We start from the raw sequence: 24015 nt of genomic DNA, 5'->3' as shown, positions 1-24015 counted from the left end.
ATGGACATTCGTCCCGCCGAAATCTCGGAGATTCTGAAGCAGCAGATCGCCGGGTTCGACGCCGACGCCAATGTGGCCGAGGTGGGTACCGTGCTGACCGTGGGTGACGGTGTCGCCCGCGTGTACGGTCTGCAGAACGTGATGGCCGGCGAGCTGGTGGAATTCCCCGCCGCCGGTCTGCGCGGCATGGCGCTGAACCTCGAGGCCGACAATGTCGGCGTCGTGATCTTCGGCAACGACCAGGGCATCCGCGAAGGCGACACCGTCTCGCGCACCGGCTCGATCGTGGACGTGCCGGTGGGCAAGGGCCTGCTCGGCCGCGTCGTCGATGCACTTGGCAACCCGATCGACGGCAAGGGCCCGCTCACCGACGTGACGCGCACCCGCGTCGAGGTGAAGGCGCCGGGCATCATTCCCCGCAAGTCGGTGCATGAGCCGATGCAGACCGGCATCAAGGCGATCGACGCCCTGATCCCGATCGGCCGTGGCCAACGCGAGCTGATCATCGGTGACCGCCAGACCGGCAAGACCGCGGTGATCATCGACACGATCATCAACCAGAAGCCGATCAACGCGCAGGACGACGAGTCCAAGAAGCTCTACACCATCTATGTCGCGATCGGGCAGAAGCGCTCGACCGTCGCCCAGCTGGTGAAGACGCTCGAGGAAAACGGCGCGCTGGAATATTCGATCATCGTGGCCGCGACGGCGTCCGACCCGGCGCCGATGCAGTTCCTCGCGCCGTATTCGGGCTGCGCGATGGGCGAGTTCTTCCGCGACAACGGCATGCACGCGGTCATCTTCTACGACGATCTGTCGAAGCAGGCGGTCGCCTATCGCCAGATGTCGTTGCTGCTGCGCCGTCCGCCGGGCCGCGAAGCCTATCCGGGCGACGTGTTCTACCTGCATTCGCGCCTGCTCGAGCGCGCGGCGAAGATGAACGAGGAATTCGGCCTGGGTTCGCTGACCGCACTGCCGGTCATCGAGACGCAGGCGGGCGACGTCTCGGCGTACATCCCGACCAACGTCATCTCGATCACCGACGGGCAGATCTTCCTCGAGACCGAGCTGTTCTATAAGGGCATCCGACCCGCCGTGAACGTCGGCCTTTCGGTCTCGCGCGTCGGTTCCGCCGCGCAGATCAAGGCGATGAAGCAGGTTGCCGGCAAGATCAAGCTGGAGCTGGCGCAGTACCGCGAAATGGCGGCCTTCGCGCAGTTCGCCTCGGACCTCGACGCCACGACGCAGGCGCTGCTGGCCCGCGGCGCGCGTCTGACCGAGCTGCTGAAGCAGCCGCAGTACAAGCCGGTGCCGGTTGAGGAGCAGGTGATCTCGATCTTCGCCGGTACCCGCGGCTATCTCGACCGCATCTCGGTCGGCCAGGTCGGCGAGTTTGAGCGTCGCATGCTGGCCGACATCAAGCTGCGCGAGCCGGGCATCGTGGACTCGATCCGCACCGATCGCGAGATCAAGAAGGATGTCGAGGCGAAGCTGGTGGCTTTCCTCGACGCCTTCGCCAAGTCCTTCGGCTGAGCGGACAGGGCGCGGAGAGCCATAGATGGCGAGCCTTAAGTCCCTCCGCATGCGGATCAACAGCGTGAAGTCCACGCGGAAGATCACGCAGGCGATGAAGATGGTGGCGGCGGCCAAGCTGCGTCGCGCGCAGTCGCGCGCCGAAGCCGCCCGTCCCTATGCCGAGCGGATGGAGCGCATGCTCGCCTCGCTCGGCACCGCTGTGGCAGGGCAGCCGGACGCGCCGCGTCTGCTGGTCGGCACCGGTGGCGATGCCGTGCATCTGCTGGTCGTGATCAGCGGCGATCGTGGCTTGGCCGGCGCCTTCAACACCAATGTGGGCCGTTTCGCGCGCGCCCGCATCCGGGAGTTGGAGAGCCATGGCAAGACGGTGAAGATCCTCGCCGTCGGTCGCAAGGGCGCGACCTATCTGAAGCGCGAGTTCGCCTCCCGCTTCGTCGGCGAGATGTCCTTCGCCGGCAAGAAGGTGGTGGGCTTCGAGGATGCGACCGAGGTCGCGGCGAAGGTCACCGAGTTGCTCGACCAGGGCGCTTTCGACGTCTGCTCGCTGGTCTACAACCGTTTCCGCAATGTCATCAGCCAGGTGCCGACGGCGCAGCAGATGATCCCGGCGGCGTTGCCGGAAGCCGGCGACGATGCGCCCGCGGCCGGTCCGCAGGCGCTGTATGAATACGAGCCGGCGGAGGATCAGATCCTCGCCGCGCTGCTGCCGCAGAATCTTGCCGTGCAGATCTATCGCGCGATCCTGGAGACCAGCGCCGGCTTCTACGGAAGCCAGATGACGGCGATGGACAATGCGACGCGCAATGCCGGTGAGATGATCAACAAGCTCACGCTGAACTACAACCGTACACGCCAGGCCAACATCACCCGGGAGCTGATCGAGATCATCTCCGGTGCTGAAGCCCTTTGAGCAGGGAAACCGCGCGATGAAGAACAACGTTGGCAAGGTCACGCAGGTGCTGGGCGCCGTCGTGGACGTGCAGTTCCCGCAGGACCTGCCGAATATGCTGAACGCGCTGCACACCAAGGTCGAGGACCGCACGCTGGTCCTCGAGGTGGCGCAGCACCTGGGCGAGCGCACCGTGCGCTGCATCGCCATGGACACCACCGACGGCCTGGTTCGCGGCACCGAGGTCGTGGACACCGGCAAGGGCATCACGGTGCCGGTCGGCCCGGCGACGCTGGGGCGCATCCTGAACGTCATCGGCGAGCCGATCGACGAGCGCGGCCCGGTGAACGCCGAGAAGTACTACACCATCCATCGCGAAGCGCCGTCCTTCGAGGATCAGTCGACCAGCGCCGAGATCCTCGTTACCGGAATCAAGGTGATCGATCTGCTCGCGCCCTACATCAAGGGCGGCAAGATCGGCCTGTTCGGCGGCGCCGGCGTGGGCAAGACCGTGACCATCCAGGAACTGATCAACAACATCGCCAAGGGCCATGGCGGCGTGTCGGTCTTCGCCGGGGTGGGTGAGCGGACCCGCGAGGGCAACGACCTCTACCACGAGATGTGCGACGCCGGCGTCATCAAGCTGGGCGAAGGCACTACCGAAGGGTCCAAGGTGGCGCTGGTCTATGGCCAGATGAACGAGCCGCCGGGTGCCCGCGCCCGCGTCGCGCTGTCGGGCCTGTCCATCGCGGAGTACTTCCGCGACGAGCAGGGCCAGGACGTGCTGTTCTTCATCGACAACATCTTCCGCTTCACCCAAGCGGGCGCGGAAGTCTCGGCGCTGCTGGGCCGCATCCCGTCGGCGGTGGGCTATCAGCCGACGCTCGCCACCGACATGGGCGCGCTGCAGGAACGCATCACCTCGACGAAGAAGGGTTCGATCACCTCGGTGCAGGCGATCTACGTCCCGGCCGACGACTTGACCGACCCGGCGCCAGCGACCTCCTTCGCGCACCTTGACGCGACGACCACGCTGAACCGCTCGATCGCCGAGTTGGGCATCTTCCCGGCCGTCGACCCGCTGGACAGCACCTCGCGCGCGATGGATCCGCGTATCGTCGGCGAGGAGCATTATGCGACGGCGCGCGAAGTGCAGCGCATCCTGCAGACCTACAAGTCGTTGCAGGACATCATTGCCATTCTCGGCATGGATGAGCTGTCGGAAGAGGACAAGCTGATCGTGGCGCGCGCGCGCAAGATCCAGCGCTTCCTGTCGCAGCCTTTCCATGTCGCGGAAGTCTTCACCGGCACCCCGGGCGTCTTCGTGAAGCTCGAGGACACGATCCGGTCCTTCGCCGCGATCTGCAAGGGTGACTACGACCACCTGCCGGAAGCTGCCTTCTACATGGTCGGCACCATCGAGGACGCGGCGAAGAAGGCCGAAGGCATGAAGGCCGCCGCATAAGCAGCGGGCTTCGTTCGACCCTCAGGCGCCGGGGGGCGGCCATCCGGCCGCCTTGGCTTCGCCGCACCGCTGGCGCGCCTGGGGGTTGAGTTTTGTGGGTGGCGCCGGCCGCTGTGCGGCCGGAACGTCCAAAGGTGGCGCACCGTTGGTGCGTTGTTGGATGTGGCGCCTGGCGCCGGTGTTTTGATGCAGGTTCGGGAGCGTTCGTGATGGCCACTTTCCAGCTGGAATTCGTCTCCCCCGAGAAGCTGCTGCTCTCGCGTCCGGTGGAGATGGCCTCGTTGCCGGCCGCCGAGGGCGAGATGGGCGTGCTGCCCGGCCATGCGCCGATGATCGTCGCGCTGCGCGGCGGCGTGATCAGCGTGCAGGAAGGCGGGCAGACCACCGAACGGCTGTTCGTCGCCGGCGGCTTCGCCGAGGTCACGCCGACCCGCGTCACCATCCTGGCCGATGATGCGACGCCGGTGGCGCAGTTGTCGCGCGCCGATGCCGAGGCGCGCATCGCCGAATGCGAAGCGGCGCTCGCCGCGGCGCAGGACGGAACGCCGGAGAAGCGCGATGCCGCGATGGACCGGTTGCTCTCTGCCCGGGCCATGCTGGAAGCCGCCGAGGCGGCCTGACCCTCACCGGCGGGGGCGGCACCTGTCGGCACGTCACATGATTGCCCTGTTCGCACGCCATCATGCCCCCGCGACAGTTTTCGCAAGTGGGCGTGAGGCGCATGCGGTAGAGATTGCCGGGCGTCGTGAACCGTCTATGACAGGCTGTCTTGAAACTGCCACGGCCTGGACCAGAATGCTGAACCGGGCATCCGGGCCCGCCCGTGGCCACCAGCGCGCGAGGTTGCATGAAGCACTGGCATATCGACGAGGTGGGCTGGGACCAGTTCGACCCGTCGAAGGTCGACCCGCAGGTCGTCCCGCTGGTGAAGGCCGCGGCGATGGTCGAGCGCAACGCGGCCGACTACGTGACCTACCTGACCCGCGTGTTCGTCGACGATCCTGACTTCAAGGCCGCGGTGGAACATTGGGGCGTCGAGGAAACCCAGCATGGCGACGCGCTGGGCCGTTGGGGCGAGATCGCCGATCCGGGCTGGAACTTCCAGGCCGCCTTCGCGCGGTATCGCGCCGGGTATCAGATCCAGCTCGATGCCGATGCCTCGATTCGCGGGTCCCGCACGGGGGAGCTGATCGCGCGATGCATGGTTGAGACCGGGACCTCCTCCTACTATACCGCGCTCGCCGACTCGACGGAGGAGCCGGCGCTCAAGCAGGTCTGCAAACTGATCGCGGCGGATGAATACCGCCACTTCAAGCTGTTCTACGACCATATGAGGCGCTACCTGGCGCGCGAGCAGCTTTCCTTCCCCAAGCGGCTGCGCGTCGCCCTTGGGCGGATCGGCGAGAGCGAGGACGACGAGCTTGCCTTCGCCTTTCATTGCGGCAATGAGCCGGAGGGCATGGCCTATGACCATGACCGCTGCATCGCCGGCTATATGGGCCGGGCGATGGGCTTCTATCGGTTTCGCCACATTGAACGCAGCATGGGCATGATCTTCAAGTCGGTCGGGTTGCAGCCGCGTGGGCGCATGGCCGACATCGCCGCGAAGGGGGCTTGGCGCCTGCTGTGCTGGCGGCGCGACCGCTACCAGCAGGCGCTGCAGCGGGCCGTGAACGAGAATGCCGGGGCCGCGGCCGCGGCGGCCTGACCGCGCGACGAGGGAGGGGCGTTTACTCCTCCGCACCACCGCTTCACGACCGATCGATGCGTGAGTTCGGCGCCTGTGCCGTGGCGAGGCGCCGCGTCGCCGCGGTCGTCCCCCACTGTACCCTTGCGCGTCTGATGGCCCCGAGGGGCCGGCGTTGTCCCTCGACCCAGCATCACACCGGGATGCCGAAGGCCGAGCGCGCTGTGGGGCAAAGCGCCGGGCCCGACCGACCGGCAAGCTTCCTGCGATTCGGCTTTGTTACGGGGCGAAACTCCCGGCCCCGCATCACTCCCCTGGCCCCTTTCCGGGCTTTGTGCCGGGATTGAGAAAAAAATTCGGGATGGCCTCATTTTTCACTTTTCGGCGGGTCCGGCTGGGCCTATAGCGCCCGCCTAGACGCAGTACGCACGTGCCTCTGGCCCCCGGCCTACCCGGCCAAAGGGTTTACGCAACGACGTCAAGCGTTCTGGCAACCCCGTCCGGCATCTGCCGGGCGGCTCAATTTGGTCGCTGGTTCGTTCGACCGTTTCGTCAACCTTGGGCCGTCGCCTCAGCAGGCGGCCCACCGGAGCTGGAGTGTGTGGCGGTGACCCCAAAGATCGCCCAGTACCTGCGCGAATCCGCGCCTGCGACGCCGTGCCTGGTCGTCGATGTCGACCGGATCGAGCAGAATTATCGCCGCCTGAAGGACGCGCTGCCGCTGGCGCGCGTCTACTACGCGGTGAAGGCCAATCCGGCTTTGCCGATCCTGGCGCGGTTGACCGGGCTCGGCTCCTCCTTCGACGCTGCGTCGTGGGAAGAGATCGAGGCCTGCCTCGCCGCAGGGGCGGAAGCGCGCGACATCTCCTTCGGCAACACGGTGAAGAAGGTCTCCGCCATCCGCGCGGCACATGAGGCCGGCGTCACCATGTTTGCCTTCGATAGCGAGCCCGAACTGCTGAAGATCGCGAAGAACGCGCCCGGCGCGCGCGTCTATTGCCGCATCCTGGTGAAGAACGAGGGCGCTGAATGGCCGCTGTCGCGCAAATTCGGTTGCGAGCTGGAGATGGCGCGCGAGCTGATGATGCAGGCGCGCGACCTCGGCCTCGATCCCTACGGAATCTCCTTCCATGTCGGCAGCCAGCAGACCAGCACCGCCGCCTATGAAGGCGCCATCGCCCGCGTCGCCATGCTGTTCACCGACCTCAAGGAGGCGGGCGTCAAGCTGCGCATGGTCAATCTCGGCGGCGGGTATCCGGTGCGCTACCGCGCCGAGGTGCCGGCGATCGACGATTTCGGCATGGCCATCATGGGTGCGATGACCCAGCATTTCGGCAATGACCTGCCCGAGATGGTGATCGAGCCGGGCCGATTCATGGTGGGCGATGCCGGCGTGGTTTCCAGCGAAGTTGTGCTCGTCTCGCGCAAGTCGAAGGACGACCCGGTGCGTTGGGTCTATCTCGACATCGGCCGCTTCGGCGGCCTCGCCGAGACCGAGGGCGAGGCGATCAAGTACGCCTTCCGCACGCCCCATGACGACGGCGCGGACGGGCCGGTGACGATCGCCGGGCCGACCTGCGACAGCACCGACACGCTGTACGAGAAGTCGAACTACCGCCTGCCGCTCGCCCTCGATTGCGGGGACCGGGTGGAGCTGCTGTCGACCGGCGCTTATGTCACTACCTATGCGTCGCAAGCGTTCAATGGGTTCAAGCCGTTGACGGAGCACTACATCTAGGAGCAACCGCGGAAGATCGAGGGGCGCCGCTCCTCGAGCTCCCTGGCAGGAAACTCAGTTCACGCGGTTGGTGAAGGGCGAGGGGCTCCGCCCCTCGAGCACTTCGGCAGGAAACTCAGTTTCCTGCACCTTTGTTCGATTTCTGCGAAATCGCGGGGGCGTCGCCGGGCTTCACGCTCGATACTGCGTTCCATTTGGACGCGTCGCCGGATAGCATACGGCGATGGACAGTATAGACCGGAACATCTTGGTCGCGTTGCAGCATGATGGCGCCGCGGGGCTGGCGGAACTCGCCAAGATCGCGGGGTTGTCGGTCTCCGCGACGGCCGAGCGGGTCAAGCGGCTGGAGGAACGTGGCACCATTCGCGGCTGGCGCGCCGATCTCGACCCTACCGCCGTCGGCTGCTCGTTGCTCGCCTGGGTCTTCGTCGCCCTGCGCACGGATGCCCGAGACCAGGCCTTCCGCGACGCGATTCTGCCGCTGGAGCAGGTGTTGGAATGCCACGCGGTCACCGGCCCCTGGTCCTACATGCTGAAGTTGCGCGCCGCCGGCTTGCGTGAGCTCGAAGCCCTGGTCAGCCAGGAGATCCGCCGCTGCGCCGGAGTGGAACGGACCGAGACCGTCCTCGCCCTGCTCACCGCCAAGGAGACGGCGATCCTGCCGGTGGCGCCGCCCGACGACGACGAAGAGTGACGGCGCCAGAGGGCTGGTGCAGGCTTCGGCGATGAGCCGCCGGCCGCTTGAGGTCACGCCCGATCTGGTGATTCGCGCCTATGCCGTGGGGGTCTTCCCGATGGCCGAGAGCCGTGGGTCGGACCGGATGTATTGGCTCGACCCCGCGCTGCGTGGGGTATTGCCGATCGATGCCGGTTTCCATCTGCCGCGCCGGCTGCGCCGCACCGCCCTGTCCGACCGCTTCACCGTCACTGCCGACCGCGATTTCGCCGGCGCCATCCGCGGCTGCGCGGAACCGGCGCCCGGGCGCACCGACACCTGGATCAATGGCGAGATCGAAGGCCTGTTCATCGAACTGCATCGGCGCGGCTATGCCCATTCGATCGAGACCTGGTCGGATGGTGAACTGGTTGGCGGGCTGTACGGCGTCGCCCTGGGCGGGGCGTTCTTCGGGGAAAGTATGTTCTCCCGCGTCACCGATGCCTCGAAAGTGGCACTGGTGCATCTGGTCGCCCGGTTGCGGCTGTGTGGCTACGTGCTGTGCGACACGCAGTTCCTGACGACGCATTTGGCGCGCTTCGGCGCCGTCGAGATCCCGAAGGCCGAGTACAAGGCCCGTCTGGCGGCAGCGCTGGAGGTGCCGGCGCGTTGGGTGGCCGACCTGCCGACCGAGCGCATTGCCGAGGAGATCCGCGGCCTGCGTGCCGCCGCCGAGGAATAAGGCAAATTCTGATCAGACGGCACCGGCGCGCATCCCCTCCCGGCGACCCGACGATGGCATCCTGGATGGGCGGCCGAGTGAGGATGCGGGCCGGTGCCGGTTCAGAGTGAGCTGAACATGGTCCAGTTGCGGCGCCATGTCACAACGGCCTTGGCTGCCTCGTCCTGCTTCCGAACCCCGGATGCAGGAGAGCACCGCATGACTACCCGACTGAACCACGCCGCCGCCGCGCCCAAGGTGATCCAGGCGATGATGGCACTGGAGAAGGCCAGCCGCAGCCAGGGGCTGGAGCCGCCCCTGCTGGAACTAGTGAAGACCCGCGCTTCCCAGATCAACCGCTGCGCCTTCTGCCTCGACATGCACACGCGCGAGGCGCGTGCCGCCGGCGAGACGGAGGAACGTCTGACCATGCTCGCTGCCTGGGAGGAGGCGACCTGCTATACGCCGCGTGAGCGTGCCGCGTTGAGCTGGACTGAATCGCTGACGCTGTTGGCGGCCACCGGCGCGCCCGATTCGGCCTATGCGGCGATGGCTGCCGAATTCAGCCCGGAGGAACAGGTGGCCCTGACTCTGGCGATCGTGACGATCAATGGCTGGAACCGCTTCGCCGTTGGCTTCCGGGCCGAGCCGGCGCGGGCGGCGACCTGATGTCGGGCGCCGCGGCCGGGGCGGAGGCCTTTGTCGCCCTGCGTCCCCGGCTGCGGGCGCTGGCGTACCGTTTCCTCGGCTCGGTCGCCGATGCCGAGGATGTCGTCCAGTCCGCCTGGCTGCGTTGGGAAGGGGTGGATCGTGGCGCCGTCGAGGATGCCGAAGGGTATCTGCTGCGGATTGTCGCGCGGCTGTGCCTCGATGAGTTGAAATCGGCGCGGCGCCGGCGCGAGACCTATATCGGCCCCTGGCTGCCTGAGCCGGTGGTCGAGACCGACCCGCTGGCCGGGCGTGCGGCGGCCGAGGAGGTGTCGGTCGCGCTGATGCTGGCCCTGGAGAGGTTGTCGCCTTTGGAACGGGCTGCCTTCCTGCTGCATGACGTATTCGGCTCGGACTTCGAGGATGTGGCGGCGACCTTGGGGCGCAGCCCGGCGGCGGTGCGGCAATTGGCGGCCCGGGCGCGGACGCATGTTCAGGAGGCCCGGCCGCGATTCCCGGTGACGCCGGAGGAGGGGCAGCGCATCGCCGGGGCCTTCCGCGCGGCCATGGATACGGGCGACGCGGCCGCCTTCGGACGGCTGCTGGCCGAGGATGCGGTGCTGCGCACGGATGGTGGGGGGGTCGTGACGGCGGCGATCAACCCGGTGGTCGGCCGGGATCGGGTGGCGCGGTTCTTTGCCGGGCTGGCGCGCAAGGCGCGGATGGGCCGGGATCATTCGCCGGCGTGGATCAATGGCTTGCCGGGCTATGTGACCCGCTTCGAGGATGGCTCCGTGCAGACGACGGCCCTGGAGATCGAGGCGGGTCTGATTCGGGCCGTCTATGTCGTCCGCAATCCGGAAAAACTGCGATCCCTACACTGGTGATGGCGAGCGCCCGTCGCGCGGCGCCGCCCGCCCAACAGCCAAAAAAAGGAGGGGGTTCGGGGGAGTTCTCTCCCCCGACCTTTGCTTCAGCGAATAAGCCCCGTCATCGGGCTCGACGCATCCGCATTGTAGTTCCACGGCATCCGCCCCGCGAGAAACGCCCCGCGCCCGGCCTCGACGGCGGCCTTCATGGCGATGGCCATGCGTACCGGGTCCTTCGCGTGGGCGATGGCGGAATTCAGCAGTACCGCGTCGCAGCCGAGTTCCATCGCCTTGGCGGCGTCCGATGCCGTGCCGATCCCGGCATCCACCAGCACCGGCACCTTCGCGTTCTGCTTGATGGATCGGATCATGAAGGGGTTGGTCAGCCCGAGCCCTGAGCCGATCGGCGCGCCGAGCGGCATGATGGCGACGCAGCCCATGTCTTCCAGTCGCTTGGCCGCGACGGGGTCGTCGGCGCAATAGACCATGACCTCGAAGCCGTCCTTGATCAGGGCTTCGGCGGCTTCGAAGGTGCCGGCCATGTCGGGGTAGAGATACGGTGGCGGGCCGAGGACCTCGAGTTTCACGAGGTTCCAGCCGCCGGCCTCGCGGGCCAGGCGCAGGGTGCGCACGGCTTCGCTGGCGGTGTGGCAGCCGGCGGTGTTGGGCAGATAAGTGTAGTCCTTGGGCGAGACGAAATCCTGCAGCATCGGCGCGCCCGGGTCGGACAGGTTTACACGCCGCACCGCGACGGTGACGATCTCGGCGCCGGAGGCGGCGATGGCCGCGCCGGTTTCCTCGAGCGACTTGTAGCGCCCGGTGCCGACGATCAGGCGCGAGCGGAAGCGGCGCCCGGCTACTTCCCAGGTATCGTCGCCGGTCATTGCGGGGGTTCCGTCCATGGCCTTCAGCCTCCGCCGATGAAATGCACGATTTCGAGTTGGTCGCCGGCGGCGAGCGTCACCTCGGGATAGGTCGAGCGGGGCACGATTTCCTCGTTGCGCTCGACCGCGACCTTGCGGGTGTCGAGGCCGATGGCGCGCAGCAGGGCGGCCAGGCTTTCGCCGGCGGCGACCTCGCGCCTCTCCCCATTCACCGTGATGGCTATTGTCTCGGACATGCTGGGGGGAATGTGGCGAAGGGCGGGGGCGGCGGCAAGAAGGGGGGTTGCATGGCAGGGGTGCCCGACCGCTTGCCCCGCGTGAAGTGCCCGTGCTAGCCCAGCCAGCCCCATTTTTGGCGGGAATCGCCCGTGACACCCCCACTGATCGTCGTCCTGAACGGCCCGAACCTGAACATGCTCGGCGTGCGAGAGCCGGAGAAGTACGGCACCGCCACGCTGGATGACGTCGAGGCGCTGTGCGCCGAGACGGCGGAGGAATTCGGCCTGGCGATCGATTTCCGCCAGACCAATTCGGAAGGCGAGCTGGTGACCTGGGTGCAGGAATGCCGGGGCCGCGCCGCGGGGATCATCATCAACCCGGCGGGCTATACCACTACCTCCATTGCGGTCATGGACGCGCTGCTGACCACCGAGGTGCCGGTGATCGAGGTCCACATCACGAATATTCATCGCCGGGAGGAATTCCGGCATCACAGCTATGTATCCAAGGCGGCGACCGGGGTGATTTGCGGGCTGGGCGTGGCGGGCTATGCGCTCGCGATGCGCGCCATGGCGGATCTGGTCGAGCAGGACGAGGAATGATGGGCAAGAACTTCATCGAATTTGACGCGGCCGCGATTCGCGAGCTGGCGCAGATCCTGCGCGATACGGATCTGACCGAGATCGAGCTGATGGACGGCGAGTCACGCCTGCGCGTGGTGCGCCAGGCGGTGGTCGCCGCGCCGGTGGCGACGCAGGTGGCGGTGGCCGCGCCGGCCGCCGCTGCGGTGGTCGCGCCGGTGGCCGAGATGCTGGACGCCGACCATCCGGGTGCGGTGGTGAGCCCGATGGTGGGCGTCGCCTACCTGGCGCCGGAACCTGGCGCGGCGCAGTTCGTCACGGTCGGTGCCAAGGTCACCCAGGGCCAGACCCTGCTGCTGATCGAGGCGATGAAGACCTTCAACCAGATCAAGGCACCGCGCGCGGGCACCGTGACGCGCATCCTGATCGAGAGCGGCACGCCGGTCGAATACGGCGAGCCCCTGATCATCATCGAATGAGCCGCGCGACGAGGCATTCCTGATGTTCGGCAAGGTCCTGATCGCCAATCGCGGCGAGATCGCGCTGCGCGTCCATCGCGCCTGCCAGGAGATGGGCATCCGCACCGTCGCCGTGCATTCCACGGCGGATGCGACGGCGATGCATGTGCGCCTCGCCGATGAAAGCGTGTGCATCGGCCCGCCGGCCGCGCGCGACAGCTACCTGAATGTCGCCGCGATCCTGTCGGCGGCGACGATCACCGGCGCGGATGCGGTGCATCCGGGCTACGGCTTCCTGTCGGAGAACGCCCGCTTCGCCGAGATGGTGGAAGCGCATGGCCTGAAGTTCATCGGCCCGTCGCCCGACCATATCCGCATGATGGGTGACAAGATCGCCGCCAAGGACGCGATGCGCCGGCTGGGCGTGCCGCTGGTGCCGGGCTCGATGGGGGCGCTTGATTCGCTTGAAGAAGCGCGCGCGATCGCCGAGCAGATCATGTACCCCGTGCTGATCAAGGCCGCCGCGGGCGGTGGCGGGCGTGGCATGAAGGTGGCGCGCGACGCTTCCGAGATCGAGGAAGCCTGGCGCGTCGCCCGCACCGAGGCGAAGTCGGCCTTCGGCGACGACAGCGTCTATCTCGAGAAGTACCTCGACCGGCCGCGCCACATCGAATTGCAGGTGCTCGCCGACACCCACGGCAATGTCGTGCATTTCGGCGAGCGCGACTGTTCGCTGCAGCGTCGCCACCAGAAGCTGGTGGAGGAAGCCGGTAGCCCGGTGCTGACCGCCGCTGACCGCGAGGAACTGGGCGCGCGGGTGACGGCGGGGCTGGCGTCGCTCGGCTACCGCAATGCCGGCACGCTGGAATTTCTGTGGCAGGACGGGCAGTTCGCCTTCATTGAGATGAACACTCGCCTGCAGGTTGAACATCCGGTGACCGAGATGGTCTGCGGCATCGACCTGGTGAAGGAACAGATCCGCATCGCGGCGGGCGAACCGCTTGGCTACACGCAGAAGGACATCGTCTTCGGCGGTCATGCGATCGAATGCCGCATCACCGCCGAGGACCCGGACACCTTCGCGCCCAGCCCGGGCCGCGTGAACACCTATCACGCGCCGGGTGGCCTCGGCGTGCGGGTCGATAGCGCGCTGTATTCTGGCTACACGGTGCCGCCGCATTACGACAGCCTGGTTGCCAAGCTGGTGGTGCATGCGCCGTCGCGCCCGGAGGCGATCGCGCGCATGCGCCGCGCGCTGAACGAGATGGTGGTGGCGGGCATCCGCACCACCCTGCCGCTGCACCAGGCGGTGATGGACGACCCGGAATTCCAGTCGGGCGACTATACCATCCATTGGCTGGAACGCTTCGTGGCGGGTCGCCAGGGCTAGCAAGCAGGCCGGACGCCCGAATTGCGCGAAGATGCGCTCGGGGCGCGGCGGTGCCATGCGCCCTGAGCGAGCCTAGCGGTGCCCCTGGCTGGCTGCTACAAACAATCATGACGCTTTTTGCCTGGGAGTGCTCCATGAAACCCAATATCCGCCGGCGCATGCTCGCCGCTTCCACCATTGCCGCAGCGGGTTTCGTGCTTGCCGCGGGCCAGGCCTCGGCGCAGACGGCGACGATCGCAGTCGGCGCACCGGTGACCTCGCTCGATCCGCATTACCATCAGCTGTCGCCGAACAACGCGGTGTCGGACACGATCTTCGACCGGCTGGTGAATGTCGACGACCGGTCGCGCGAGACCCCAGGCCTGGCCACCGAATGGCGCGCGGCGGAACCCACCGTGTGGGAATTCAAGCTGCGCCCGAATGTGCGCTTCCAGAATGGCAATGCCTTCACCGCCGAGGACGTCGCCTTCACCATCGCGCGGCTGCCGAATGTGCCGAACAGCCCGTCCTCCTATGCGGCCTATGCGCGTCCGATCACGCGCATCGAGATCGTCGACCCGCTGACCATTCGCTTCCACACGGCGGAGCCCTACCCGCTGCTGCCGCTGGACATGACGAATGTCCGCATTATCGACAAGGAAGTCAGCGAGAACGCGACGACCGAGGATTTCAACTCGCTGCGCGCCGCGATCGGCACTGGCCCGTACCGTGCAGTCGCCCACCGCAACGGCGACCGCATCGAATTCGAACGCTTCGATGGCTACTGGGGCGAGCGCGCGCCGTTCCAGCGCGTCAACTACCGCATGATCACCAATGACGCCGCGCGCACTGCGGCGCTGCTGGCCGGCGATGTGGACCTGATCGACCAGGTGCCGACCTCGGACCTGACCAATCTGCGGCGCAACAACAGCGTGCATCTGTCGGAGACGCTGGGGCTGCGGCTGGTGTTCCTCGGGCTCGACCACCTGCGCCAGGCAAATGAGAATTCGCCGCTGATCACCGACAATGACGGCAAGCCACTGGGGCGCAATCCGCTGCAGGACGTGCGGGTGCGCCGCGCGCTGTCCATGGCGATCGACCGTCGCGCCATCGTGGAGCGTGTGATGGAAGGGGCGGCCGTGCCGGCCAACCAGTTCCTGCCCGAGGGGGTGTTCGGCTATGTCGCCGACCTGCCCGCGCCGACCTACGATCCGAATGGTGCGAAGCAACTGCTGGCCGAGGCCGGCTACCCGAACGGCTTCCGCATCCAGCTGAACGGGCCGAACGACCGCTACATCAATGATTCGCGCATTATCCAGGCGGTCGGCCAGATGTGGACGCGCATCGGCGTGCGCACCGCCGTCGAGGCACAGCCCTGGACCACCTTCGTCGGCCGCGCCGGACGGCAGGACTTCTCCGCCTTCCTGATCGGCTGGGGGTCGAACCCGGATGGCTCGCATCCGCTGCGCAACATCCTCGCCACGGTGAACCGTGACCGCGGCTGGGGCGCGTCCAACCGCGGGCGCTATTCCAACCCGCAGGTGGATGCGCTGCTGCTCCAATCGCTGTCGGAACTCGACAACGCGAAGCGCGAGCGTGAAGTGGTCGACGGAATGCGGATCGCCATGACCGATGTGGGCGTGATCCCGCTGCATATCCAGACCAACATCTGGGCGGTGCGGCGCGGCTTCGAGCACACCGCGCGTCGTGATGAACTGACCCGGGCGCAGGATCTGCGTCCCGCAGCACGCTAACCCAGGGCAGGGGCGCCGCCGATGACCGTCTATCTTGTGCGGCGCCTGATCCAGGCCCTGTTCGTCGTATTGGCCATGTCGCTGATCGTGTTCGTCGGCGTCTATGCCATCGGCGACCCGGTCGAGATCCTGATCAGCCCGGATGCGGACCAGATCGAACGCGAGCGCGCCATCGTGGCGCTCGGGCTCGACCTGCCGCTGTGGCAGCAATACCTGGTGTTCCTGACCAATGCGGTGCAGGGCGACCTTGGGCGGTCCTTCGTGTTCAATGAACCGGCGCTGAGGCTGATCCTACAACGCATGCCGGCGACGCTGGAACTCGCCTTCGGGGCGACCTTCCTGGCGCTGGTCATCGGCCTGCCGCTCGGCCTCTATGCCGGGCTGCGGCCGAACGCCTCGGCCAGCAAGACCATCATGGCCGGCTCGATCCTCGGCTTCTCGCTGCCGACCTTCTGGGTCGGGCTGATGATGATCATGGTCTTCGCCGTGCAACTCGGCTGGCTGCCCTCGACCGGGCGCGGCACCACTTGCTCGGTGCTCGGCTTCATCGGGCTGCAACCCTGTAGCAGCGGGGTGCAATGGTCGTTCCTGACCATCGACGGCCTCTCCCACATGGTCATGCCGGCGGTCAATCTCGCGCTGTTCAAGATCAGCTTGGTGATCCGGCTGACCCGCGCCGGCGTGCGCGAGACGATGCTGATGGACTATGTGAAGTTCGCCCGCGCCAAGGGGCTTTCCCCCGCGCGCGTGACCTTCGTGCACGTGTTCAAGAACATCATGATCCCGGTCGTCACCGTGGTCGGGCTGGAGCTCGGTTCCACCATCGCCTTCTCGGTGGTGACGGAAAGCGTCTTCGCTTGGCCGGGCATGGGCAAGCTGATCATTGATTCGATCAACGTGCTCGACCGGCCCGTCATCGTCGCCTACCTGATGATCATCGTGATGATGTTCATCACCATCAACCTGGTGGTGGACCTGACCTACTCGCTGCTGGATCCACGCGTACGGCTGGAGAACAAGGGCACATGAGCGAGGTCGCCATCGGCGGGACAACCCCCGCAGCCCCACGCCAAGACAAGGTCGAGACGCCGCTGCGGCGTTTCGTCTCGGAATTCTGTGAATCGCGCATCGCGCTGGGCGGGCTGGTCGTCATCACGATCATCGCGCTGATCGCGATCTTCGCATCCTGGATCGCACCGCAGAACCCCTACGATCTCGCCCAGCTCGACATCATGGACGGGCGGATGGAGCCCGGCACGGTGGGCGGCGCGGGCTTCACCTATTGGCTCGGCACCGATGACCAGGGCCGCGACATGATGTCGGGCATCATGTACGGGCTGCGCATCTCGCTGACCGTGGGTGCGGGCTCGGCGCTGATCGCCTGCCTCGTCGGCGCCTCGCTTGGGCTGATGGCGGCCTATATCGGCGGGCGGACCGACACGGTCATCATGCGCCTGGTCGACCTGCAGCTCTCTTTCCCGTCGATCCTCGTCGCGCTGATGATCCTCGCCTTTCTCGGCAAGGGCGTGATGAATGTCGTCGTCGCGCTGGTCATCGTCGAATGGGCGTATTACGCGCGCACCGTGCGCGGTACCGCGCTGGTGGAACGCCGGCGCGAATACATAGAGGCCGCGCAATGCCTCGCCCTGCCGACCTATCGCATCCTGTTCCGGCATCTGCTGCCGAACTGCCTGCCGCCGCTGATCGTGGTCGCCACCATGCAGGTGGCCCGGGCCATCGCGCTGGAAGCGACGCTGTCCTTCCTAGGCCTCGGCGTGCCGATCACCGAGCCGTCGCTCGGGCTGCTGATCGCCAACGGGTACGAGTACATGCTGTCTGGCAAGTACTGGATCAGCTTCTATCCGGGCATCGCGCTACTCATCACCATCGTCTCGATCAACCTGGTCGGTGACCAGCTGCGTGACGTGCTGAACCCGAGATTGAAGAAGTGACGATGGCAACGCCGACACTCGAAGTCCGCAACCTCCGTACGCACTTCTTCACCCGCGGTGGCGTGGTGAAGGCGGTGGATGACGTCTCCTTCTCCATCCAGCGCGGCAAAGTGCTTGGCCTGGTCGGTGAATCTGGCTCCGGCAAGACGGTGACGGGCTTCTCCATCCTTGGCCTCGTCGACGCACCTGGCCGCATCGTCGGCGGGCAGATCCTGTTCCAGGGCCGCGATCTTGTGACGATGAGCGAGTCGGAGATGCGCGACCTGCGCGGCAACCGCATCGCCATGATCTTCCAGGACCCGATGATGACGCTCAATCCGGTCCTGCGCGTCGACACGCAGATGATCGAGACGGTGCTCGCCCACAAGAAGGTCAGCCGCGAGGAAGCCCGCCAGCGCGCGCGCGACACGCTTGGCATGGTGGGCATCCCGTCCCCGGATGAACGGCTGAAATCCTATCCGCACCAGTTCTCTGGCGGCATGCGCCAGCGCGTCGCGATCGCCATCGCGCTGCTGCACGAACCGGACTTGATCGTCGCCGACGAACCGACGACGGCACTCGACGTGACCATCCAGGGGCAGATCCTGGCCGAAGTGCAGAAGCTCGCCTCGACCACCGGCACCGCGCTGCTCTGGATCACCCATGACCTGTCGGTCGTCGCCGGCCTCGCCGACGACGTCGCCGTGATGTATGCCGGCCGCATCGTCGAGCACGGCGCGGTCTCCGAGGTGCTGGACACGCCGCTGCACCCTTACACCTACGGCCTGATCGGCTCAGTGCCGTCGCGCAACAAGCGCGGCGAGCCGCTGCGCCAGATCCCGGGCATGACGCCGTCTCTGCTCAACCTGCCGCCGGGCTGCGCCTTCCGCACCCGCTGCCCGCGCGCTGCCGAGGTCTGCATGGCCGAACCCGAGATCCGTGAACTGGCCCCTGGGCGCGATGTGCGCTGCTTCCGCCCGATGAGCGAAGCCGCGGAGCAAGCAGCATGAGCGCGGCCATGGCTACCCAGACGCACGGCATCGATGACGGTTCGCCAATGGTCGAACTGCGCGGCATCTCCCGCCGCTTCGAGAAGAAGCTCGACTTCGCCGGCCGCATCGCCAAGCGTCTCGGCGCCAATATCCGCGAGGAGGTCGTCCACGCGGTCGACAATGTCGACCTCACCATCCGCAAGGGGGAAGTGGTCGGCCTGGTCGGTGAATCCGGCTGCGGCAAGTCGACGCTCGGTCGCATCGTGGCCGGCATCCTGCCGCCATCCGAAGGGCGCATCCTGCGCGACGGCATCGACCTGCTGAACCGCAACTCCGCCGATTCGCGGGAGATGAAGCTGCGCACGCAGATGATCTTCCAGGACCCCTATGCCTCGCTGAACCCGCGCATGAAGGTCGCTGACATCGTCGGCGAAGCGCCGCTGGTGCATGGCATCACCACCCGCGGCGGCTACGACGCCTATGTCGATGAGCAGATGCGCCGCGCCGGGCTCGACCCCGCCTTCAAGCGGCGCTACCCGCACCAGTTCTCCGGTGGCCAGCGCCAGCGCATCGGCATCGCGCGCGCATTGGCCGTGAAGCCAGACTTCATCGTCTGCGACGAGGCGGTCGCGGCGCTCGACGTGTCGATCCAGGCGCAGATCCTCAACTTATTCATCCGGCTGCGCTCAGAGCTCGACCTCACCTACCTGTTCATCAGCCACGACCTTGGCGTGGTGGAACACATCTCCGATCGCGTCGTGATCATGTATCTCGGCCGCGTGGTCGAGGAGGCGCCGTCCGAGACGGTCTTTGCCAACCCGAACCACCCCTACACCAAGTCGCTGCTCGCCTCGGTGCCGCGCATCGAAAGCCGCAAGCGTGCCTTCGCGGTGGTGAAGGGGGAGATTCCCTCGCCGCTGAACCCGCCGCCGGGCTGCCATTTCCACCCGCGCTGCCCGCATGCGATGGAACGCTGCCGGGTCGAAAAGCCGGAGTTGAAGGTCGTCGCGCCCGGGCAGCGCAGCGCCTGCCATCTGAACGACGCGGCATAGGGGCCACAGCTAGGTCGGGCGCTCCGCACCCGTCCCGCACTGAACCGCCAAATCCAGAACAGGAATGCAGCATGGCCGAAGACTTTGACCAAGCCCTCCGAATCGTATCTCGGAAAATGGACGATTTGCGCGCTGCCGTCCTGTTGCAGGCAATGGGTCCAGAGCGGGTCCTCGAATTCGCCGCTTTCGACACTCCGATTCGCATGCATCTGCCCTATGCGGCGACCGATGCGGTGCAGCGTATCATTTTGCTGAGCAACACCTTCTACGAGACCCACCAGATGGCGGCCGCCCGCCAACTGATCCGCCCAGGTTCGGTGATCGTCGATGCCGGCGCCAATATCGGAAACCATACGCTTTTCTTTGCCAAGGTTTGCGGCGCGAGCGAGGTCCATGCTTTCGAACCCCTGCGCACCATCTTCGCCATCCTTAAACAGAACGTCGCCCTCAACGGTCTCGTCAATGTGCATTGCCACAACATGGCACTCGGTGCTGTCGCCGGACGTGGATCGCTCGCGCATTTTCCGACCCAAAATATCGCCGCCTCCCAATTCAAGCTTGCGGGTGGGACCGACTATCCGGTGATGCCGCTCGATGCGCTGCCACTCGATCGACTCGACCTCCTCAAGATCGACGTTGAAGGCACGCAAGTGACGATGCTTGAAGGCGCGCGCGAGACGGTACAGCGCCACAGGCCGCTGATCTGGATCGAACTGCGCGCGAAGCACGGCGAATTCGAACCGGGCGATGCAATGCTGCGCTCACTCGGTTACCGCCAACTCCAGGCGCTCTCGACGGTCGATTTTCTCTACGCACCGGAGCCGTAGTGCGCCACGGAGTACGTGGAGACTGACCTACGGTGACACTTCATCGTGGCCGTGCTGCCGCGATGAAGCCTGCCGCAGCCAGCAGCCCGACCGCAGCCAGCATCCAGGGCACCGGCCCGTAGCCGCCGGCACCCTCCCAAACCAGCGCGATCAGCAACGGCGCCGCTGTGCGCGGCAGCATCGAGACGGCCGACAGCGCGCCGGAGATGGCGCCGAAGCCCTCCCGCCCCAGGATCTCGGCTGAGCCCGCGCTGCGCACGATGGTCAGCAGCCCGTCGCCCATCGCGAAGCACAGGACGAAGACGATGGTCAGCGCCAGGCTGTCGCGCCCGAGGGCGAGGGCGAGCATGGCGACCGGCAGCAGCGCGGTGGCGAAGCGGCCCACCGCGCGCATGGTGACGCGTCGGCCGGCGGCGAACATCAGCGCGCGCGCCGCCACCTGGCATGGCCCATGGGCGGCGGCGAGCAGCAGCACCGTCGCCTCCGGCCAGCCACGTTCGCGCAGCAACGGGATCAGATGCGCGCCGAGGCCGGTGCTGATGAAGGCATGGGCGGCGAAGCACAGCGCCAGGCCGAGGAAGGCCGGCTGCTGCAGCCGCGCCCAAAGCCCCGGCCCGTTGCGCCGCATCGCGCCGGGCACCGGCCCACGCGCCTGGCGCAAGGTGAAGACGGTCAGCGCGAAGCCAGCCAGTTGCAGCGCCGCCAGCGCCCGCAGCGCGCCGCGCCAGCCGAACAGGTCGATCATCGCCCCGGTCAGCGGGATGAACAGCGTGGCGGTGAAGCCGGTGACGAAGGTGATGGCGGTGACGGTGCGCGTGACGTCGCGCGCCTCGGCCACCACCACGGCCATCGCGGTGGTCCACAGGCACATCGCCTGCACCACGCCGATCAGCACCCAGACCAGGACATAGGCGGCGGGCTGGTGCACCAGGCTCATCGCCAGCAGCAGCAGGGCGGCGGCGAGCATGCCGCTGTTCATCATCGCCCGCGGTCCGTGCCGGTCGAGCCAGCGCCCGGCCGGCACCGCCGCCAGCCCCGAGGCCAGCAGCCCCGCCGTGAAGCCGCCATTGAGCAGTACGCGCGACCAGCCGAGCTCGGCTTCCATCGGCCCTACCAGCAGGGGGAAGGGCACATAGACCGTGCCCCAGCCGATCAACTGGCTGAGCGCCATGCCCCAGAACAGGGTGCGGTCGGGGATGCCGGTGGGGGGTGTCATGGGGCGCGGTGGGTGAAACCGAGAGGGGCGGCGCCCCTCTCGTGCTCACCCCACCAAAGGCCTGAGGGCCGTTGGAAACCGATACCTGGCACCTGGCGTCCCGGCCGGCATCGGCGCCTAGATCCGCTTTCGGGCATAGAGCGCTCGTCGTGGGCGCCGCAATCCCGCACCGTCCAGTGCCAAACGACGCCTTTCCAAATGACACTGTCATTTGGTGGGGTGGTTTGGAGGGGCGACGCCCCTCCTTGTCCCGTTCTCGGCATCGACTGCGGGAGGCAGAATAACCTCAAACCGTGAACTGTTCCGCGATGATACGTTCCGACAGCCCATGGTCGGGGTCGAACAACAGCGTCAGCTCGACGTCGCGCGCCTCGCGCACCTCGACGCGGGAGACGTCGCGCACCTCGGTGTAGTCTGCCACCGCCGCGACCGGGCGCTTGTCGCGTTCGAGGATCTCGAACACCACCTCGACATCCGCCGGCAGCAGCGCGCCGCGCCAGCGCCGCGGGCGGAAGGCCGAGATCGGCGTCAGCGGCAACAGGCTCGCCCCGAGCGGTACGATCGGGCCATGGGCCGACAGGTTGTAGGCCGTGCTGCCGGCCGGCGTGCTGACCAGGATGCCGTCGCAGATCAACTCCGCCAGCCGCACCCGGCCATCGACCAGGATGCGGATTTTCGCCGCCTGGCGGCTTTCGCGCAGCAGCGAGACCTCGTTGATCGCCAGCGCCTCGACCGGGGTGCCCCCATTGGTGATGGCCCGCATGCGCAGCGGATGCAGCGTCGTGGCCTGGGCGGCGGCGATGCGCGCCGGCAGGTCCTCCGCCGCATAGTCGTTCATCAGGAAGCCGACCGAGCCGCGATTCATCCCATAGACGGGCGTGCCGCGGCCGAGGAAGCGGTGCAAAGTCTCCAGCATGAAGCCGTCGCCACCCAGGGCGACGACGACCTCGGCGGTCTCCGGCGCGGCGGCGCCGTAGCGCGCGGCCAGTGTCTCCTGGGCCTCGCGCGCCGCTTCGTTCTGCGCCGCGAGGATGGCGAGCTTCACGAAGCGGCCTTGGCGTGCCAGGCGCGGGCGGCCTCGCGATGCTCCTTGAGCGGCATGCCCGCGCGCACCCGCGCCGTCACCGCCGGGTCGATGCGTGCGGTGGCCCAGCCGATGCCGTCGCTGCATTTGGCGACGACATGACCCCAGGGATCGGCGATCAGCGAATGGCCATAGACGCTCCGCGTGGCACCGCGCTCGTCGTAGTTGCCGTAGGAAGCGGCGGCGATCATCCAGCATTGCGTGTCGATCGCCCGCGCCCGCAGCAGCACCTCCCAATGGTCCTTGCCGGTTTGCAGGGTGAAGTTGGACGGCACCAGGATCGCCTCGGCGCCCATGCGGCGCAGCGTCAGGTACAGTTCGGGGAAGCGGATATCGTAGCAGATGGTGCAGGCGAAGCGGATGCCGCCCGCCTCGAAGAAGGCCGGTTCCGACCCGCCGCCATACAGCGCGCTCTCCTTGTAGCCGGTGCCGTCCGGGGCGGTGATGTCGAACAGGTGGATCTTGCGGTACCGGGCGATCTCCGACCCATCCGGGCCGAACACCAGCGTCGTGTTGAACAGCTTGTCGCCGCCATCCTCGATGATCGAGCCGCCATGGACGGTGATGCCATGGGTGCGCGCCAGGCTGCGCAGCATCTCATAGGCCGCGCCGCCGGCCTGGCCGGGCGTGGGCAGCACCTCCGCCGCCGCGCGTCGGCTGTCGCGCCCGCCGCCGAGATTGGTCCAGGTCTCGGGCAGGGTGACGAGGCCGGGGTGGTCGGCCGCCACCGCTGCCTCGATCAGGCGGCGCGCCTGATCGAGATTGGCGGGCTTGTCGCTGCCCTGGTTCATCTGAATGACGGAGACGCGCACGGTGTTTGATTCCTCAGACGGCGGGCGCCGGCCGTCCGGCCGGCTTGCCTTCGCGCCATGCACTGCTGCGCGGGCGGCGTTTGTTGGTCTGGGCGCGGTCGCGCCGTGCGCTCCTGGTGGGGGTGGCCGGGTGGGGCGGGATGGCATCAAGTATTGGTGTCCAGAGGCCCTTAGGCCTTTGGTGGGGGTGGTCCGGAGGGGGCAAAGCCCTCTCCGGCGACTCCCTGTCCGTCACGCTCCCCGATCCGCCTTCGGCCAATCCAGTCGCGGCTCGGCCCTGGTCGAGCGTGCCGCCGGCCGCGCGGCGGGTGGCGGCACCGGCGGGGCGATGCGGGTGTCGAATTCCGGTGCCCGTTTCGCGCCGCGCACCGGCGGGGCGACGTAATCGACTTCGACCGGCGCCCGCGCCACGCTGGCGCCTGGCCCCTGCAACACCAGGGCTCTCAGTTCCATGCGCAAATCGGCCAGTTCCGCCTCGATCGCCTCCAGCCGCGACTTCACGCCGAAGACGGCGAAGGGCATGGCCAGGAAGGCCAGCAGCGACACCGTGATCGCCCCCAGCAGCACCAGCGCGACCCAGGAGGGCATGCCGGGGATCGTCAGCCGCTCGACCAAATCCTGAAGCATC

Annotated in this window: 25 protein-coding genes; 19 read left to right on the top strand and 6 right to left on the bottom strand. The window is 67.2% G+C overall.

The window, feature by feature from the left end; genetic code table 11:
* The 10 genes from atpA to IEY36_RS03775 all read left to right on the top strand — a co-directional run bounded on the left by atpA (position 1) and on the right by IEY36_RS03775 (position 10226).
* The gene (atpA, locus tag IEY36_RS03820; RefSeq protein WP_188965614.1) at positions 1 to 1533 is read left to right on the top strand and encodes a F0F1 ATP synthase subunit alpha; all 1533 of its coding nucleotides are present in this window, start codon (positions 1 to 3) and stop codon (positions 1531 to 1533) included.
* Between the two features lie 25 nt (positions 1534 to 1558).
* Positions 1559 to 2446, top strand: coding sequence for a F0F1 ATP synthase subunit gamma (locus IEY36_RS03815; RefSeq protein ID WP_188965613.1), 888 nt, complete (start codon positions 1559 to 1561; stop codon positions 2444 to 2446).
* Positions 2447 to 2462: 16 nt separating this feature from the next.
* The gene (gene atpD, locus IEY36_RS03810; RefSeq protein WP_188965612.1) at positions 2463 to 3890 is read left to right on the top strand and encodes a F0F1 ATP synthase subunit beta; all 1428 of its coding nucleotides are present in this window, start codon (positions 2463 to 2465) and stop codon (positions 3888 to 3890) included.
* A gap of 209 nt (positions 3891 to 4099) precedes the next feature.
* Positions 4100 to 4510 carry an ATP synthase F1 subunit epsilon gene (gene atpC, locus IEY36_RS03805; protein WP_188965611.1) on the top strand — a complete coding sequence of 137 codons (411 nt, stop codon included), beginning with the start codon at positions 4100 to 4102 and terminating at the stop codon, positions 4508 to 4510.
* A gap of 227 nt (positions 4511 to 4737) precedes the next feature.
* Positions 4738 to 5598 (top strand): ferritin-like domain-containing protein, encoded by an 861-nt coding sequence (locus IEY36_RS03800; protein WP_188965610.1) that lies wholly within the window; start codon positions 4738 to 4740, stop codon positions 5596 to 5598.
* 586 nt (positions 5599 to 6184) lie between these two features.
* Positions 6185 to 7315, top strand: a complete 1131-nt coding sequence (locus IEY36_RS03795; protein ID WP_188965609.1) for a type III PLP-dependent enzyme — start codon at positions 6185 to 6187, stop codon at positions 7313 to 7315.
* A 223-nt stretch (positions 7316 to 7538) separates the two neighbouring features.
* Positions 7539 to 8009, top strand: a complete 471-nt coding sequence (locus tag IEY36_RS03790; protein WP_188965608.1) for an Lrp/AsnC family transcriptional regulator — start codon at positions 7539 to 7541, stop codon at positions 8007 to 8009.
* Between the two features lie 31 nt (positions 8010 to 8040).
* The gene (gene aat, locus IEY36_RS03785; RefSeq protein ID WP_188965607.1) at positions 8041 to 8712 is read left to right on the top strand and encodes a leucyl/phenylalanyl-tRNA--protein transferase; all 672 of its coding nucleotides are present in this window, start codon (positions 8041 to 8043) and stop codon (positions 8710 to 8712) included.
* Between the two features lie 198 nt (positions 8713 to 8910).
* Positions 8911 to 9360, top strand: a complete 450-nt coding sequence (locus IEY36_RS03780; protein WP_188965606.1) for a carboxymuconolactone decarboxylase family protein — start codon at positions 8911 to 8913, stop codon at positions 9358 to 9360.
* The gene (locus tag IEY36_RS03775) at positions 9360 to 10226 is read left to right on the top strand and encodes a sigma-70 family RNA polymerase sigma factor (RefSeq protein WP_188965605.1); all 867 of its coding nucleotides are present in this window, start codon (positions 9360 to 9362) and stop codon (positions 10224 to 10226) included. The genes IEY36_RS03780 and IEY36_RS03775 overlap by 1 nt, the downstream gene beginning before the upstream one ends.
* An 86-nt stretch (positions 10227 to 10312) precedes the next feature.
* Here the strand turns inward: IEY36_RS03775 and IEY36_RS03770 are convergent, their stop codons facing one another.
* Together IEY36_RS03770 and thiS are read right to left on the bottom strand one after the other, a co-directional pair.
* On the bottom strand, positions 10313 to 11110 hold the full coding sequence (locus IEY36_RS03770; RefSeq protein ID WP_188965604.1) for a thiazole synthase: 798 nt from the start codon (positions 11108 to 11110) through the stop codon (positions 10313 to 10315).
* Positions 11111 to 11115: 5 nt separating this feature from the next.
* Positions 11116 to 11328, bottom strand: coding sequence for a sulfur carrier protein ThiS (gene thiS / locus IEY36_RS03765; protein WP_188965603.1), 213 nt, complete (start codon positions 11326 to 11328; stop codon positions 11116 to 11118).
* A 132-nt stretch (positions 11329 to 11460) separates the two neighbouring features.
* Here thiS and aroQ point away from each other — a divergent pair, with 132 nt between their 5' ends.
* The 9 genes from aroQ to IEY36_RS03720 all read left to right on the top strand — a co-directional run bounded on the left by aroQ (position 11461) and on the right by IEY36_RS03720 (position 20275).
* The gene (gene aroQ / locus IEY36_RS03760; protein ID WP_188965602.1) at positions 11461 to 11913 is read left to right on the top strand and encodes a type II 3-dehydroquinate dehydratase; all 453 of its coding nucleotides are present in this window, start codon (positions 11461 to 11463) and stop codon (positions 11911 to 11913) included.
* Positions 11910 to 12371, top strand: coding sequence for an acetyl-CoA carboxylase biotin carboxyl carrier protein (gene accB / locus IEY36_RS03755; protein WP_229681098.1), 462 nt, complete (start codon positions 11910 to 11912; stop codon positions 12369 to 12371). The genes aroQ and accB overlap by 4 nt, the downstream gene beginning before the upstream one ends.
* Positions 12372 to 12393: 22 nt before the next feature.
* Positions 12394 to 13740 (top strand): acetyl-CoA carboxylase biotin carboxylase subunit, encoded by a 1347-nt coding sequence (accC, locus tag IEY36_RS03750; RefSeq protein ID WP_188965601.1) that lies wholly within the window; start codon positions 12394 to 12396, stop codon positions 13738 to 13740.
* A gap of 134 nt (positions 13741 to 13874) precedes the next feature.
* Positions 13875 to 15473: an ABC transporter substrate-binding protein gene (locus IEY36_RS03745; protein WP_188965600.1), complete on the top strand. Its 1599-nt coding sequence runs from the start codon at positions 13875 to 13877 to the stop codon at positions 15471 to 15473.
* Positions 15474 to 15494: 21 nt separating this feature from the next.
* Positions 15495 to 16502 (top strand): ABC transporter permease, encoded by a 1008-nt coding sequence (locus IEY36_RS03740; RefSeq protein WP_188965599.1) that lies wholly within the window; start codon positions 15495 to 15497, stop codon positions 16500 to 16502.
* Positions 16499 to 17425: an ABC transporter permease gene (locus tag IEY36_RS03735; RefSeq protein ID WP_188965598.1), complete on the top strand. Its 927-nt coding sequence runs from the start codon at positions 16499 to 16501 to the stop codon at positions 17423 to 17425. Before IEY36_RS03740 ends, IEY36_RS03735 begins: the two co-directional genes overlap by 4 nt.
* A gap of 2 nt (positions 17426 to 17427) precedes the next feature.
* Complete coding sequence (locus IEY36_RS03730) at positions 17428 to 18414, top strand: ABC transporter ATP-binding protein (protein WP_188965597.1); 987 nt, start codon at positions 17428 to 17430, stop codon at positions 18412 to 18414.
* A complete protein-coding gene (locus IEY36_RS03725) occupies positions 18411 to 19448 on the top strand; it encodes an ABC transporter ATP-binding protein (RefSeq protein ID WP_188965596.1) in 1038 nt (345 codons plus the stop codon). Before IEY36_RS03730 ends, IEY36_RS03725 begins: the two co-directional genes overlap by 4 nt.
* 71 nt (positions 19449 to 19519) lie before the next feature.
* Positions 19520 to 20275 (top strand): FkbM family methyltransferase, encoded by a 756-nt coding sequence (locus IEY36_RS03720; protein WP_188965595.1) that lies wholly within the window; start codon positions 19520 to 19522, stop codon positions 20273 to 20275.
* 40 nt (positions 20276 to 20315) lie between these two features.
* Here the strand turns inward: IEY36_RS03720 and IEY36_RS03715 are convergent, their stop codons facing one another.
* The 4 genes from IEY36_RS03715 to IEY36_RS03700 all read right to left on the bottom strand — a co-directional run bounded on the left by IEY36_RS03715 (position 20316) and on the right by IEY36_RS03700 (position 24014).
* Positions 20316 to 21491 carry an MFS transporter gene (locus tag IEY36_RS03715; protein ID WP_188965594.1) on the bottom strand — a complete coding sequence of 392 codons (1176 nt, stop codon included), beginning with the start codon at positions 21489 to 21491 and terminating at the stop codon, positions 20316 to 20318.
* A 286-nt stretch (positions 21492 to 21777) separates the two neighbouring features.
* The gene (locus IEY36_RS03710; protein ID WP_188966140.1) at positions 21778 to 22536 is read right to left on the bottom strand and encodes an NAD kinase; all 759 of its coding nucleotides are present in this window, start codon (positions 22534 to 22536) and stop codon (positions 21778 to 21780) included.
* Complete coding sequence (locus IEY36_RS03705) at positions 22533 to 23387, bottom strand: carbon-nitrogen hydrolase family protein (protein WP_229681096.1); 855 nt, start codon at positions 23385 to 23387, stop codon at positions 22533 to 22535. Before IEY36_RS03705 ends, IEY36_RS03710 begins: the two co-directional genes overlap by 4 nt.
* A 231-nt stretch (positions 23388 to 23618) precedes the next feature.
* Positions 23619 to 24014 carry a hypothetical protein gene (locus IEY36_RS03700; protein WP_188965592.1) on the bottom strand — a complete coding sequence of 132 codons (396 nt, stop codon included), beginning with the start codon at positions 24012 to 24014 and terminating at the stop codon, positions 23619 to 23621.
* Between the last annotated feature and the right edge of the window lies 1 nt (position 24015).

This window comes from Neoroseomonas lacus, assembly GCF_014644535.1.
Classification (GTDB): Bacteria; Pseudomonadota; Alphaproteobacteria; order Acetobacterales; family Acetobacteraceae; genus Neoroseomonas; species Neoroseomonas lacus.
Note: the sequence above shows the minus strand (reverse complement) of the source record. Positions and strands in the feature narration are given on the sequence as shown.

Excerpts from the sequence above, each read along its gene's own strand:
- IEY36_RS03815 (WP_188965613.1), top strand. The coding sequence starts at position 1,559 with ATGGCGAGCCTTAAGTCCCTCCGCATGCGGATCAACAGCGTGAAGTCC.
- IEY36_RS03775 (WP_188965605.1), top strand. The coding sequence starts at position 9,360 with ATGTCGGGCGCCGCGGCCGGGGCGGAGGCCTTTGTCGCCCTGCGTCCC.
- IEY36_RS03735 (WP_188965598.1), top strand. The coding sequence starts at position 16,499 with ATGAGCGAGGTCGCCATCGGCGGGACAACCCCCGCAGCCCCACGCCAA.
- IEY36_RS03700 (WP_188965592.1), bottom strand. The coding sequence starts at position 24,014 with ATGCTTCAGGATTTGGTCGAGCGGCTGACGATCCCCGGCATGCCCTCC.
- accC (WP_188965601.1), top strand. The coding sequence starts at position 12,394 with ATGTTCGGCAAGGTCCTGATCGCCAATCGCGGCGAGATCGCGCTGCGC.
- atpA (WP_188965614.1), top strand. The coding sequence starts at position 1 with ATGGACATTCGTCCCGCCGAAATCTCGGAGATTCTGAAGCAGCAGATC.
- IEY36_RS03800 (WP_188965610.1), top strand. The coding sequence starts at position 4,738 with ATGAAGCACTGGCATATCGACGAGGTGGGCTGGGACCAGTTCGACCCG.
- atpD (WP_188965612.1), top strand. The coding sequence starts at position 2,463 with ATGAAGAACAACGTTGGCAAGGTCACGCAGGTGCTGGGCGCCGTCGTG.
- IEY36_RS03770 (WP_188965604.1), bottom strand. The coding sequence starts at position 11,110 with ATGGACGGAACCCCCGCAATGACCGGCGACGATACCTGGGAAGTAGCC.
- IEY36_RS03720 (WP_188965595.1), top strand. The coding sequence starts at position 19,520 with ATGGCCGAAGACTTTGACCAAGCCCTCCGAATCGTATCTCGGAAAATG.
- thiS (WP_188965603.1), bottom strand. The coding sequence starts at position 11,328 with ATGTCCGAGACAATAGCCATCACGGTGAATGGGGAGAGGCGCGAGGTC.
- atpC (WP_188965611.1), top strand. The coding sequence starts at position 4,100 with ATGGCCACTTTCCAGCTGGAATTCGTCTCCCCCGAGAAGCTGCTGCTC.
- IEY36_RS03725 (WP_188965596.1), top strand. The coding sequence starts at position 18,411 with ATGAGCGCGGCCATGGCTACCCAGACGCACGGCATCGATGACGGTTCG.
- IEY36_RS03780 (WP_188965606.1), top strand. The coding sequence starts at position 8,911 with ATGACTACCCGACTGAACCACGCCGCCGCCGCGCCCAAGGTGATCCAG.
- IEY36_RS03715 (WP_188965594.1), bottom strand. The coding sequence starts at position 21,491 with ATGACACCCCCCACCGGCATCCCCGACCGCACCCTGTTCTGGGGCATG.
- IEY36_RS03745 (WP_188965600.1), top strand. The coding sequence starts at position 13,875 with ATGAAACCCAATATCCGCCGGCGCATGCTCGCCGCTTCCACCATTGCC.
- aat (WP_188965607.1), top strand. The coding sequence starts at position 8,041 with ATGAGCCGCCGGCCGCTTGAGGTCACGCCCGATCTGGTGATTCGCGCC.
- IEY36_RS03790 (WP_188965608.1), top strand. The coding sequence starts at position 7,539 with ATGGACAGTATAGACCGGAACATCTTGGTCGCGTTGCAGCATGATGGC.
- IEY36_RS03740 (WP_188965599.1), top strand. The coding sequence starts at position 15,495 with ATGACCGTCTATCTTGTGCGGCGCCTGATCCAGGCCCTGTTCGTCGTA.
- accB (WP_229681098.1), top strand. The coding sequence starts at position 11,910 with ATGATGGGCAAGAACTTCATCGAATTTGACGCGGCCGCGATTCGCGAG.
- IEY36_RS03730 (WP_188965597.1), top strand. The coding sequence starts at position 17,428 with ATGGCAACGCCGACACTCGAAGTCCGCAACCTCCGTACGCACTTCTTC.